The 11,828-nt window shown below is 70.5% G+C and carries 12 protein-coding genes; 6 read left to right on the top strand and 6 right to left on the bottom strand.

The features are described from left to right. Positions 1-147: 147 nt before the first annotated feature. Complete coding sequence (locus ABD714_RS07295; protein ID WP_344811640.1) at positions 148-345, bottom strand: DUF7455 domain-containing protein; 198 nt, start codon at positions 343-345, stop codon at positions 148-150. Between the two features lie 229 nt (positions 346-574). Here ABD714_RS07295 and ABD714_RS07290 point away from each other — a divergent pair, with 229 nt between their 5' ends. Then, positions 575-2,668: a DNA gyrase/topoisomerase IV subunit B gene (locus ABD714_RS07290; RefSeq protein ID WP_344811639.1), complete on the top strand. Its 2,094-nt coding sequence runs from the start codon at positions 575-577 to the stop codon at positions 2,666-2,668. A gap of 39 nt (positions 2,669-2,707) precedes the next feature. On the opposite strand, the gene ABD714_RS07285 is transcribed toward ABD714_RS07290, so the two are convergent. Continuing rightward, the gene (locus ABD714_RS07285; RefSeq protein ID WP_344811638.1) at positions 2,708-3,550 is read right to left on the bottom strand and encodes an alpha/beta hydrolase; all 843 of its coding nucleotides are present in this window, start codon (positions 3,548-3,550) and stop codon (positions 2,708-2,710) included. A gap of 26 nt (positions 3,551-3,576) precedes the next feature. Further along, positions 3,577-4,437 (bottom strand): alpha/beta hydrolase, encoded by an 861-nt coding sequence (locus tag ABD714_RS07280; RefSeq protein ID WP_344811637.1) that lies wholly within the window; start codon positions 4,435-4,437, stop codon positions 3,577-3,579. Positions 4,438-4,609: 172 nt separating this feature from the next. Between ABD714_RS07280 and ABD714_RS07275 the strand changes: the two genes are divergently transcribed. The 3 genes from ABD714_RS07275 to ABD714_RS07265 are packed head-to-tail and all read left to right on the top strand — an operon-like array spanning position 4,610 to position 6,982. After that, complete coding sequence (locus ABD714_RS07275; protein ID WP_344811636.1) at positions 4,610-5,569, top strand: helix-turn-helix domain-containing protein; 960 nt, start codon at positions 4,610-4,612, stop codon at positions 5,567-5,569. A 58-nt stretch (positions 5,570-5,627) separates the two neighbouring features. Then, entirely contained in the window at positions 5,628-6,224 is a 597-nt protein-coding gene (locus ABD714_RS07270; RefSeq protein WP_344811635.1) for a mycothiol transferase, read from the top strand. After that, complete coding sequence (locus ABD714_RS07265; protein WP_344811634.1) at positions 6,221-6,982, top strand: glycoside hydrolase family 16 protein; 762 nt, start codon at positions 6,221-6,223, stop codon at positions 6,980-6,982. Before ABD714_RS07270 ends, ABD714_RS07265 begins: the two co-directional genes overlap by 4 nt. On the opposite strand, the gene ABD714_RS07260 is transcribed toward ABD714_RS07265, so the two are convergent. Together ABD714_RS07260 and ABD714_RS07255 are read right to left on the bottom strand one after the other, a co-directional pair. Next, a complete protein-coding gene (locus tag ABD714_RS07260; protein WP_344811633.1) occupies positions 6,925-7,515 on the bottom strand; it encodes a hypothetical protein in 591 nt (196 codons plus the stop codon). The genes ABD714_RS07265 and ABD714_RS07260 overlap by 58 nt on opposite strands. After that, a complete protein-coding gene (locus ABD714_RS07255; RefSeq protein ID WP_344811632.1) occupies positions 7,512-8,078 on the bottom strand; it encodes a hypothetical protein in 567 nt (188 codons plus the stop codon). Before ABD714_RS07255 ends, ABD714_RS07260 begins: the two co-directional genes overlap by 4 nt. Before the next feature lie 143 nt (positions 8,079-8,221). On the opposite strand from ABD714_RS07255, the gene ABD714_RS07250 reads away from it, so the two are divergent. Together ABD714_RS07250 and ABD714_RS07245 are read left to right on the top strand one after the other, a co-directional pair. After that, complete coding sequence (locus ABD714_RS07250) at positions 8,222-8,758, top strand: RNA polymerase sigma factor (RefSeq protein ID WP_344811631.1); 537 nt, start codon at positions 8,222-8,224, stop codon at positions 8,756-8,758. Beyond that, positions 8,755-9,372 carry a hypothetical protein gene (locus tag ABD714_RS07245; protein ID WP_344811630.1) on the top strand — a complete coding sequence of 206 codons (618 nt, stop codon included), beginning with the start codon at positions 8,755-8,757 and terminating at the stop codon, positions 9,370-9,372. The genes ABD714_RS07250 and ABD714_RS07245 overlap by 4 nt, the downstream gene beginning before the upstream one ends. Here the strand turns inward: ABD714_RS07245 and ABD714_RS07240 are convergent, their stop codons facing one another. Continuing rightward, positions 9,373-11,826: a DNA gyrase/topoisomerase IV subunit A gene (locus ABD714_RS07240; RefSeq protein ID WP_344811629.1), complete on the bottom strand. Its 2,454-nt coding sequence runs from the start codon at positions 11,824-11,826 to the stop codon at positions 9,373-9,375. It abuts the gene before it with no gap. Positions 11,827-11,828: the final 2 nt, after the last annotated feature.

Genomic DNA, 11,828 nt, shown 5'->3' with positions numbered 1-11,828 from the left:
AGCAGGCGTACGGGAGGTCGGGTGGGAGGGCGGGGGCGGGTGAGACGGCGGGGGCGGTTACGAGGGTGGGGGGAGGGGAGGCCGGAGACGGCTCGGCCCCTCGTACCGTTGCGGTACGAAGGGCCGGGTCGAGGTCGGAGCGACGGGTCAGCTGATGCGCTGGGTCTCGTCGTGGATCTCCAGCGCGACCTGCTTGAGCTTGTCCGCGTGCTCCTTGGAGTGGTGAGCGCAGAAGAGAAGCTCGAAGCCGCTGGTCATCGTGACGCGCACGTATGCCTGTGCGCCGCAGCGGTCACAACGGTCGGACGCATTCAAAGCTGCGCCTTCGACGACGGTGGTGGTCATGGTGGCCTCTCTTCCTCATCCATGCTTCTGCATGTTCGGAGTGTCCGCACCCCCGAATCGATACGAGCCGGCGAGTTCTCCCGGCCCCACCGATCCAACGGGTACGCCTAGTCAACATCCAACCAGGCTCTGATTGTTCCCTTTTCACATCTCAGGTCCATGACTCTTGTGTAACGAACGGGGCGTGTGACGACCCTCACCTGAGGGGCCTCGGCGGTAACCTCGCTCCGTGCCCACCACCAAGCCTGCCCCATCGGATCAACCGGGCCTGGAGAGCAGGGACTACGAGGCGCGCCACCTGCTCGTGCTGGAGGGCCTGGAAGCGGTCCGCAAGCGCCCGGCCATGTACATCGGTTCCACCGACACCCGCGGGCTGATGCACTGTCTGTGGGAGATCATCGACAACGCCGTCGACGAGGCGCTGGGCGGCTTCGGCACCGAGATCGCCATCACGTTGGCGGGGGACGGCAGCATCAGCGTCCACGACCGGGCGCGGGGCATCCCGGTCGACGTCGAGCCGCGCACCGGCCTCTCCGGGGTCGAGGTGGTCTTCACCAAGCTGCACGCCGGCGGCAAGTTCGGCGGCGGCTCCTACAACGCCACCGGCGGCCTGCACGGTGTCGGCTCCTCGGTCGTCAACGCGCTGTCCAGTCGTCTGGACGTCGAGGTGGACCGGGGCGGCACCACCTGGGGGATGTCGTTCCGCCGTGGTGCCCCGGGCACCTTCGACGGCGACGGACCCACCGCCCCCTTCACCCCGGGTGGCACACTCCGCAAGATCGGTCGCACCCGGAAGGGGGTCACCGGCACCCGGGTGCGTTACTGGCCGGACCGGCAGATCTTCCTGGCCGAGGCCCAGCTCTCCCTGGAGGACCTGCACAACCGAGCCCGCCAGACCAGCTTCCTCGTGCCGGGGCTGGCCCTCGACGTCACCGACGCGCGCTCCGGCGAGCCGACCACCGAGCGGTTCCTGCACGAGGGCGGCATCGCGGAGTTCTGCGAGTTCCTGGCCCCCGACGAGCCGGTCACCGAGGTGATCCGGCTGCAGGGCCGGGACCGGTTCACCGAGACGGTGCCGATGCTCGACGACGCCGGCCACATGACACCGTCCGACGTCGAGCGCGACCTCGACATCGACATAGCGGTCCGCTGGGGCACCGGCTACGAGACCACCGCACGCTCGTACGTGAACATCATCGCCACCCCCAAGGGCGGCACCCACGTCGCCGGCTTCGAGCGGGCGCTGACCAAGTCGTTCACGGCGGCGCTGGAAGGCACCCGGCTGCTGAAGTCGGGCGAGGAGGTGGTCAAGGACGACGTGCTCGAGGGCCTGACGGCCGTGGTCACGGTCCGGCTGGCCGAGCCGCAGTTCGAGGGCCAGACCAAGGAGGTGCTGGGCACCCCTCCGGTCGCCGGACTGGTGGCCAAGGCGGTCAACCGGGAGCTGACGGCCTTCCTGACCTCGACCAAGGGCGCCACGAAGGCACAGGCCCGGGCGGCGATGGAGAAGGTGGTGGGGGCGTCCCGGGCGCGGGTCGCGGCCCGTCAGCACCGCGAGGCGACCCGCCGCAAGAACGCGCTGGAGTCGTCGTCGCTGCCGACCAAGCTGGCCGACTGCCGCAGCACCGACGTCGACCGTACGGAGCTGTTCATCGTGGAGGGCGACTCGGCCATGGGGACGGCCAAGCTGGCCCGGAACTCCGAGTTCCAGGCCCTGCTGCCGATCCGGGGCAAGATCCTCAACGTCCAGCGCGCCTCGGTGGGCGACATGCTCAAGAACGCCGAGTGCGCCTCGATCATCCAGGTGGTCGGCGCGGGCTCGGGGCGCACCTTCGACCTGGACGCCGCGCGCTACGGCAAGATCATCTTCATGGCCGACGCCGACTCCGACGGTGCCCACATCCGCTGCCTGCTGGCCACCCTGTTCTTCCGCTACATGCGCCCGCTGGTCGACGCCGGCCGGATCTTCACCGCGGTCCCGCCGCTGCACCGGTTCGAGCTGACCAACCCCCGCAAGGGGATGGAGAAGTACATCTACACGTACTCCGACGCGGAGTACCAGCGCAAGGCCGCCGAGCTGACCAAGCGCAACCTCAACTTCAAGGAGCCGCAGCGCTACAAGGGTCTGGGGGAGATGGACGCCGACCAGCTGGCCGACACGACCATGAGCCCCCGGCACCGGACCCTGCGCCGGATGACCGTGGACGACGGCCTGATCGCGGAGACCACCTTCGAGATGCTGATGGGCAACGACGTGGGTCCGCGCAAGACGTTCATCGTGGACGGGGCCTACCAGCTGGACGCCACCGCGATCGACGCCTGAGGGCCCGCTGCCCAGGACCGCGGGGTGCCCGCGGGCGGGTCAGCGCGTGCCCCGGTCCGCGTCCACGATCAGGTCGGCGACGACGTCGGGATGGGAGATCATCGCGACGTGGGAGGAGTTGACCTCCCGGGTGTGGGCCTTCATCCGCGTCGCCATGAACCGCTGGGGCGGCGGGCGGGATCGCCCGGTCCTGACGCGCCACCAGGTACCAGGACGGGATGGTGGTCCAGGCAGCCGGCCCGGAGTGCTCGCTGAGCGTCGCCAGCGCGCCGGGTCGCTGGGCGGCCGCCATCGCGTCGGCCGTCTTCTGCGGGAGATCGGCGCAGAAGATGCTCCGGAAGACCCCCGGGTTGATGTAGGCGTCGTAGCCCGTCGGTGGCGGAGACGGGGTACGGCCGGGGGACCAGGTTCTCCTCGGTGAGGCGGCTCCCCGGGAACATCGCGGTCAGCTGACCGGCGGTCTCGCCCTCGGCGGGGGGCGAACGCGGCGACGTAGACCAGCGCCTCGACGTTCGCGTTCCCGAACGCCGCGTTGGTGATCACCTCGCCGCCGTACGAGTGCCCGCCGAGGATGATCGGACCCTGGATGGTGGCCAGCACGCTCGCGACGTAGGCGGCGTCGGAGGCCAGGCCGCGGAGCGGGTTCGCCGGTGCGATGACGGTGTAGCCACGTCGCTGGAGCCGGTTGGTCACGTCGGCGAACACGGAGGCGTCGGCGAACGCCCCGTGGACCAGGACGATGGTCGGCCGCGACCCCGATCGACCGCCACCCGACGCGCTGCTGGCGGTCGGCAGGAGGACGAGGGCGGCGGCGAGCGCGAGAGCGGTGAGGGCGGCGCCGACGCGACGTCGGGCCTGTCGGGGGACGGAGCTGATGGACATGGGAGTGGTCCTCTCGGGGGGTCCGGCTAGTTGACGAAACGGGAGATGAAGCCGAGGCAGGTCTGGGCGACCTCCTGCCAGCCCGCGTCGATCGTCAGCGAGTGACCGCGGCCCGGGATCTCGACGTACTCGGTGACCGAGACCGTGTTCTTGCGCTGCTGCTTGGCCGTGGCCACCGCGATCGCGGTCGGCGCCTGATGATCTTCGGCACCCCCGACGATCAACATCGGTCCGCGATCGGGATTGGTCTTGTCGGCTCTGACCTCGGTGCCCGGGTTGATGTTGGCGAAGGCGGCCTGGAACAGCGGGATGCCGGACCCGGCGACGTGGAACTGCTCGTACAGCTCACGGGCCTCTGCCTCGGAGACGGCGTTGGCGAAGCCGAACCGGAACTGGTCGAAGGTGAGGGTGACCGCGCGGTGGCGGTTGGCCGGGTTCGACAGCACGGCGCTGGACGCCTTGAGGGCGTTGACGGGCAGGGGCAGCACCCCGCGCGAGGGAGCCGGGGAGATCGCACAGGTGGCGGCCGCCAGGCCCCGACCGGCGAGCATCTGGACCAACACGCCACCGAACGAGTGCCCGATGATGGCCGGCTTTCGGTCGAGCTGTTCGATGATCATCTGCTGGTAGGCCGCCACGTCCCCGACGCTGTTGCCGGCGAACACGTCCGGGTCGGCGCGAGCGGCGGCGACGTCCTCGGGATCGTTCGGCCACCCCGGGGTGACCGCCACGTAGCCCGCCTCCTCGAAGAACGCGGCCCAACGGTCCCAGCTCGAGTCAAGGAGCCAGAGACCGTGGACGAAGACGACCGGTTGCTTCCCGGAGCTGTTGGCCCGGTGGATCTCATGCTGTTCCGACGCCGTCGGGGTGCTGCTCTCGAGGCTCATCTGGGCTCCCGTTCTGTGGACTGGTGTCAGTCTCGAGTCGGTTCGACGGCGTGGGTGGGCTGACTGTGCAGGATCGTCTGCAGATCCTGCCGAGATCGAGGCGGCCGGTCGCCGGGGATGGTCGGCCCCTGGCACCGACCCCTACGCTGAGGCCACCGGGGGGAGGTCGGACGTGGCGGTGATCTTGCGCAGTGACGCGATCGCGCCCGGGGACCGCGTCGAGTTCATCCGGGAAGCCATCTGGCAGGGCGTCCTCCCGGTCGAGATCGACTGGCAGCAGTCACCGGAGGAGCTCGAGCTCATCTGCCGGATCGCGGTGGCCGGGCCCCTCAACTTCTCGTCCGCCCGATCGGCCACCAACGGGATCCGGCGGACGAGCCGGCTCGCCGGAGTCGATCACGATCCTCGGATCTTCGTCGCGATCCAGGTGAGTGGAACCACGCGGATCGAGCAGGCCGGCCACCAGAGCGAGCTGGCGCGGGGGGACATGGTCGTCTACGACAGCACCAAGCCCTACAGCATCGTCAACGTCGACCGGACCGAGCTGCACTACTTCCAGATCCCCCGGTCGACGTTCGCCGTTCCCGACCGCATCCTCGACCAGGTCCTCGGGGTCCGCATCGGCCCGGACAACAACAGCCTGGCCGGTCTCGTCGCCCCCTACTTCGCTTCGCTGGGCAGCGGGGACGTGCTCGACCAGCCCGGTGCCGCCGAGCTGGTCGCGGAGCCGAGCATCCAGCTGCTCCGGGCCCTCGTCACCCATCAGGTGGCCGACCGGGAGGCGAGCACGGAGTCCTTCGCCGCGTCCCTGACCCTGCGGATCCAGCAGCACGTCCAGGCTCATCTGGGGGACCGTGACCTCGGGGCCGCCTCGATCGCGAGTGCCCACAACATCTCGGTGCGCCACCTGTACGCCACCATGGCCCGGGCCGGCGTCGGACTGCGGGACTCCATCCAGCAGCAGCGTCTGGAACGGTGCCGCGCCGATCTCCGCGACCCGCGGCTGGCCCACCTGGCGGTGGCGACGATCGGCTCCCGGTGGGGCTTCGTCGATCCCTCCCACTTCGGGCGGGTGTTCCGGACCGCCTACGGGATGACCCCCAACGAGTGGCGACGTTCAGCTCGTCGATGACGCACTGTCGGTGCGGACCGCTAGAACGGAGAGCGTCCGCGAGCCCCAGGAGATCACCTTGTACGCACCCGCCCCCCACGACGAGATCACCGGTCTGGTCAGCTACCTCGACGTCCAGCTGTCCGCGATCAGGGCCGCCCCGCTCGGCCTGACCGAGGAGCAGGCCCGAGCCACCCCGTGCCGCAGTGCGCTGTCGGTCGGTGGCATCGTCAAGCACACCGCGTACGGTCTGCGGGGTGCGACCGCGACCGTCCTCGCCGAGGGTCGCGAGGAGATCGACGGGGCGGCCTACGCCGCGCACGCGGCGAGCTTCGCGCTCACCGACCAGGAGTCCGTGGACGGCGTGCTGGCGGAGTTCGACGCGGCCCGGGAGGCCTGTCTCGAGGCGGTCGCCGCCGCCGATCCCGATGCCGACTTCCTGGCCCCACCGGCACCCTGGTTCGGGATCTTCCAGTCGCAGCCGGCGAAGCTGCGCTACTTCCTCGTGCACCAGATCGAGGAGACCGCCCGCCACGCCGGGCACGCCGACATCATCCGGGAACAGCTCGACGGCGTCTCCGTGCCGGCGTTGGTGCTGACCCTCGAGGGGGTGCCCGCCAACGACTTCTTCCAGCCGTACGTCCCTGGTCCCGGCACCATCGGGGCGGAGCGATGACGCCCCTCCACGAGACCTTCGCCGGAGCCGACCTCGACCGGAGCGTGTGGTTCCCGTACTACCTGCCGCACTGGAGCTCCCGGGCCACCGCGGCGGCGACGTACGAGGTCGGTGACGGTCGGCTGCGGCTCACCCTGGCCGACGACCAGCCCCTGTGGTGCGCCGACCGGCACGCCGAGCCGATGCGCGTCTCGTGTCTGCAGACCGGGTCGTACGCCGGTCCGGTCGGCAGCACGATCGGGCAGCAACCCTTCGCCGACGGTCTGACGGTGACCGAGGAGCAGCCGACGTTCTGGGGCTGCACCCCGCACCTCGGCTCGCTCGAGGTGACGATGCGGGGGACCGTGGGCCTGCGGTCGATGATCGCGTTCTGGCTCTCCGGGATCGAGGACACGCCGGAGCGGTCCGGTGAGATCTGCGTGGCCGAGATCTTCGGCGATGCGGTCGCCGACGGGATCGCTCAGGTGGGGATGGGCGTGCACCGGTTCCGCGACCCGGAGCTCACCGAGGAGTTCACCACCGAGCCGCTCCGCCTGGACGTCGGCGAGGACCACACGTACGCGGTGGACTGGCGTCCGGGCTCGCTGGTGTTCGGCGTGGACGGTCAGATCGTCCGTGAGCTCCGACAGGCGCCCGACTACCCGGTGCAGCTGATGCTCGGGGTGTTCGAGTTCCCTCGCCGACATGTCGAGCTGACCGATCACGGCCCGTTGCCGGAGTTGGTGGTGAGTCGGGTGCGGTGGGAGCCGTCGACCTGAGCGAGCGACCAGGACGGGCGGTCGACGCTGACGTGCGGGGTCGGGTCGGGCCACCGACGGAACAGCTCGGCGCCCGCCACCGCCAGCGCGGCCAGCAGGGTGGCGAGCACGACGACCACGATGGGCAGCGGCATCGCCGCCGGCTCGGTCTCGAACGTCAGTCCGAGGACCACCAGCGGTGCCGCCGTCGCCGCCGCGAGCAGGACGCGCCACCGGACCGGCGGCCGGCCGCTGACCGCCAACCCGCCCAGCAGCAGAGCCGGTAGCAGCACCACCACACCCTGCGGGAAGAGGACCAGGGGTGCCGCGAGGAGCGCCGCCCAGCGCCAGCCCGGGCCGCGTCCGGTCCGTCGGGCCGCCCGGACCAGCGCCAGTCCCGTCCCGGCGGCGGCCGAGCAGCCGATGATCATCAGAGTTCCCGACCAGCTGAACTCCCCGTACGCGACGAGCAGCCTCATCCAGACCCGCAGGAACACTCCCCACACCACGCCGACGAGCAGCCCCGCAGCGGCCGCACGCAGCATGATGATCACGGGACCCACACCAGCGGCAGACAGGCGAGGCGGCCACCGGCAGTGCCGTCCGGATGGGTCTCGTCGGCGTGGATGACGATGGCGCGGTTGCCCGGCTCCGGGACGAACGGGACCCGGGCCACGGCGGCGCCCCGACCTTTCGAGGTGACCGTGAAGTCCAGCCACACCTCGGTGGTCCGATCGACCCTCGGCGGGGTCCGGCCGGCCAGCACGTCGGTGTTGTAGTGGGCGAGAGCAGCGGCGCTGTTGTCCGGCTCGCACGGCCCGAGGTGCAGGTGGGCGCCGAAGCGGGTGCCGGCCACCGCCCGGTCGATCCCGCGCACCTCGAAGGTCACCGTGCTGCCCCGGTGCCGGGAGTGGATGGTGGCGGTGGCGTACGCGTCGTCAAACGGTCCGTCGACGGCGGTCGCGTAGTCGCCCAGGGACCCGGACGACACGACCCTGAGATGGTCGCCGCCGGCCTGGGCCGCCCCGGCGCTGAGAACCAGCACCAGCGCTCCGGTGCCGACGCCGAGCAGCCGGGGCAGTCGTCCACGGGGGTTGCCAGCAGGTGTTGCGGTCATGTCGATCCTCCTCGTCGGTGGCGCGGGCGCGCCGTCACTGAGGAGGACGAGGCGCTCGCGAAGACGGGTGACGCCGGAGACCGACAGAACTAGATTGCGGAGCGTGTCACCCGGCGGGGGTGGCAGAGGAGTCCGTACCGGTGATGGAGTCCGTATCCGAGGAAGCCGTGGCCGCGCCAGCACCTCGGGTGACCGCCGACGAGCTGGTCGCCGAGCTGTTCCGGGCCGAGTCGGCGCGCCTGGTCTCGATGGCGCGCTGGTTCGTCGACGACCGGACCGCGGCCGAGGACCTGGTCCAGGAGGCGTTCATCAAGCTGGCCGCGAACGCGTACCGGATCCACCGCCGAGACCGGGCCGCGAGCTATCTCCGCTCGATCGTGATCAACCTGTGCCGCGACTACAACAGACGGGGCCTGGTGTCCCTGAGACACCGCCCGCCGGCGGTGGTCGACCAGGTCTCGGCCGAGGTCGAGGCCACGGTCCGAGAAGACGCCCGCGAGGTGGTGGCGGCGGTGCGTGCGCTGCCGCGTCGGCAGCGCGACTGCGTGGTGCTGCGCTTCTACCTGGAGCTGCCCGTCGCCGAGATCGCCGACACTCTCGGGTTGTCGACGAACTCGGTCAAGACCCACCTGCAACGTGGTCTGCGCGCGCTGGAACGAGAACTGGGGGAGCGGCGATGACGAACATCGAGGAACGCCTGTCCGAGGCGTTCGGGCGGACCGCGGAGCCGGCTGCTCCGGACCTGTTCGACCGCGTCGTCGGCAGCATCGCCGACGACCGCCTCCGCCGCTCCCGCCGACGACTGTTCCTGGGTGTCGGACTGCTGATCGCGGCCGCCGTGCTCACGCTGCTGGTGACCCTCGCCCCCCGACAGAACGGAGCTCTCATGCTGCCCTGGTGGACCCTGGAGCTGGCGACCAACGGCGTGCTGATCGCCCTGGCGTTCTGGCTCGGTCCGTTCATCAAGCGCTTCGGCCGTGCCTATGCGGCCGACGTGTTCCACGACAACCCGACGACGGGCAAGAGCTACATCGTGCTGACCGACATCGTCTACTACCTGATCTTCGCCGCGTACGTGCTGTTCACGGTCAACTTCGAGCCCGCCGAGACCTGGGGTCTCTCCGTGAACGCGGCTCAGGTCAAGGACGAGTGCATGCGCCTGGGTGGGATCCTGCTGATCATCGGCATCCTGCACGGGGCCAACCTGGTCCTGCTGCCCGTGCTCGGCCGACTGTTCTCGATGAATCGCCGCCTCGGTCCCCGGCCGCCGGCCGAGGAGTCAGCGCCGAGCTGATCAGTGCTGGGGCGAGGAGACCGCGGCGATCGGCTGGCTGCCCGCCAGCCCCGAGCCGTCCCGACGCCCGTCGGCGGGCGGCAGGTCCACCGGGGCACCGCTGGCGGCGGCGGCCCAGGCCGGTCCCGGTCCGGCCCAGGCCAGCAGCAGCGTGTCCTCACCCTTGAGGAAGCGGTGGCAGCGCACTCCGCCGGTCGCCCGGCCCTTACCCGGGTACTCGGCGAACGACGTCACCTTCACCGTGCCCGGGTCGGTCCCCGGCAGGGCGGTGGAGGAGCCGGAGATCGTGACCACCTCGGCGCCGCTGCCTGCCTCCCCGGTCGGCACCACGCCGAAGAACACCGCGCGCGCTCCTGGACCGAGCTTGACGCCGGCCATCCCGCCCCCGGAGCGACCCTGCGGGCGGACGGATGCCGCCGGGAAGTGCAGCAGCTGGGCGTCATTGGTGATGAAGGTCAGCTCGTGGGTCTCGCTGGTCAGCTCCACCGCGCCGACCAGGCTGTCGCCGGGCTCGAGCCGGATCACCTCCCAGGCGTCCCGCCCCAGCACCTCCGGGTTGACCCGCTTGACCACGCCGCGGGCGGTTCCCAGCGCCAGGCCCAGGGAGGTCTCCGCCAGCGTGGTCAGGCACAGGACGCGCTCGTTGCCCTCCAGGGTGACCAGCTCGGACACGTGGGTGCCACCCTGCAGGTTGGGCGCGTTGGCCGTCGACGGCACCGTCGGCAGGTCGAGGGCGTTGATCTTGATCAGCCGGCCGGCCGAGGTGACCACGCCGAGGTCGCCGCGGGCCGTACCCAGCACCGCCGAGACGAGCACGTCGTGGTTGGCCCGCTGCCCACCCGCCGGGAGGGGGTCTCCGTGGTCGGTCCGGGCCAGCAGCCCGGCCGAGGACAGCAGCACCCAGCACGGGTCGTCGGCGATCTCCAGCGGGTCCGCCGACGTGGTCGCCGCCACGCCGCTGGCGGCCAGCAGGATGGTGCGGCGCGGAGTGCCGTGCTGCTTGGCGATCTCGGCCAGGTCGACACTGACGACGGTCCGCAGCTGCTCGGGGTTCTCCAGGATCTCGGTCAGCTCGGCGATGGTGGCCTGCAGCGCGTCGCGCTCGGTCTCCAGCTCGATGGTGGAGTACTTCGTCAGCCGGCGGAGCGGCATCTCCAGGATGTAGTTGGCCTGGATCTCCGACAGGTCGAACGCCTCGATCAACCGGGCCCGGGCGTGCGCGGTGTCGTCGCTGCCCCGGATGATCGCGATCACGTCGTCGATGTCCAGGATGGCGATCAGCAGACCCTCGACCAGGTGCAGCCGGTCCAGAGCCCTGGTGCGCTCGAACTCGGTGCGTCGGCGGGTGACCTCGTAGCGGTGCTCGAGGTAGACCGTCAGCATCTCCTTGAGCGACAGGGTGCGCGGCTGCCCGTCGACCAGCGCCACCGAGTTGATCGCGAAGGAGTCCTCCAGCTTGGTGCCCCGGAAGAGCTGCTCGAGGATCGCCTCGGGATTGAAGCCGTTCTTGATCTCGATCACCAGCCGGGTGCCGTTGGTCAGGTCGGTCAGGTCCTTGACGTCGGCGATGCCCTGCAGCTTGCGACCGGTGACCAGGGTCTTGATCTGCTCGATCACCCGCTCCGGACCGACCATGTACGGCAGCTCGGTGACGACGATGCCCTTGCGCCGCGGGTGCACCTGCTCGATCCGGGTGGTGGCCCGGATCCGGAAGCTGCCCTTGCCCGTGGCATACGCGTCCCGGATCCCGTCCAGTCCGATGATCTTGCCGCCGCCCGGCAGGTCTGGTCCCGGGATGAAGCGCATCAGGGTGTCGAGCTGGGCGTCGGGGTGCTTGATCAGGTGCCGCAGCGCCTGGATCACCTCGACCAGGTTGTGCGGCGCGCAGTTGGTGGCCATCCCGACAGCGATCCCGGCGGCGCCGTTCACCAGCAGGTTGGGGAAAGCTGCCGGCAGCACCGTGGGCTCGGTGTCCTTGCCGTCGTAGTTGGGCTTGAAGTCGACGGTGTCGGAGTCCAGGCCGTCGGTCATGGCCAGGGCCGCCGGGGCCATCCGGCACTCGGTGTAGCGCATGGCGGCCGGCCCGGCGTCGGGGGAGCCGAAGTTGCCGTGGCCGTCGACCAGCGTCAGCCGCATCGTCCAGGCCTGGGCCGTGCGGACCAGGGCGTCGTAGATGGCGCCGTCACCGTGCGGGTGGTACTTGCCCATCACCTCACCGACCACCCGGGCGCACTTCACGTGGCCGCGGTCCGGTCGGACCCCCATCTCCTGCATCGAGTAGAGGATCCGTCGCTGGACCGGCTTGAGCCCGTCCCGGGCGTCGGGCAGGGCCCGGGAGTAGATGACGGAGTACGCGTACTCCAGGAAGCTGGTCTGCATCTCCGACGACACGTCGATGTCGACGATCTTCTCGATGAAGTCGTCGTCGACCGGCGGTGGGGTGCGGCGAGCCATGC

Origin of the sequence: Microlunatus aurantiacus, assembly GCF_039536605.1 — a bacterium.
GTDB classification, from domain to species: domain Bacteria; phylum Actinomycetota; class Actinomycetes; order Propionibacteriales; family Propionibacteriaceae; genus Microlunatus; species Microlunatus aurantiacus.
The sequence above is the reverse complement of the archived record's forward strand: the minus strand, read 5'-3'. Positions and strand labels throughout refer to the sequence as shown.

Bases quoted from the DNA above. Each gene is read 5' to 3' on its own strand.
- ABD714_RS07295 (WP_344811640.1), bottom strand. From the start codon at position 345: ATGACCACCACCGTCGTCGAAGGCGCAGCTTTGAATGCGTCCGACCGT.
- ABD714_RS07285 (WP_344811638.1), bottom strand. From the start codon at position 3,550: ATGTCCATCAGCTCCGTCCCCCGACAGGCCCGACGTCGCGTCGGCGCC.
- ABD714_RS07280 (WP_344811637.1), bottom strand. From the start codon at position 4,437: ATGAGCCTCGAGAGCAGCACCCCGACGGCGTCGGAACAGCATGAGATC.
- ABD714_RS07265 (WP_344811634.1), top strand. From the start codon at position 6,221: ATGACGCCCCTCCACGAGACCTTCGCCGGAGCCGACCTCGACCGGAGC.
- ABD714_RS07255 (WP_344811632.1), bottom strand. From the start codon at position 8,078: ATGACCGCAACACCTGCTGGCAACCCCCGTGGACGACTGCCCCGGCTG.
- ABD714_RS07250 (WP_344811631.1), top strand. From the start codon at position 8,222: ATGGAGTCCGTATCCGAGGAAGCCGTGGCCGCGCCAGCACCTCGGGTG.
- ABD714_RS07245 (WP_344811630.1), top strand. From the start codon at position 8,755: ATGACGAACATCGAGGAACGCCTGTCCGAGGCGTTCGGGCGGACCGCG.
- ABD714_RS07240 (WP_344811629.1), bottom strand. From the start codon at position 11,826: ATGGCTCGCCGCACCCCACCGCCGGTCGACGACGACTTCATCGAGAAG.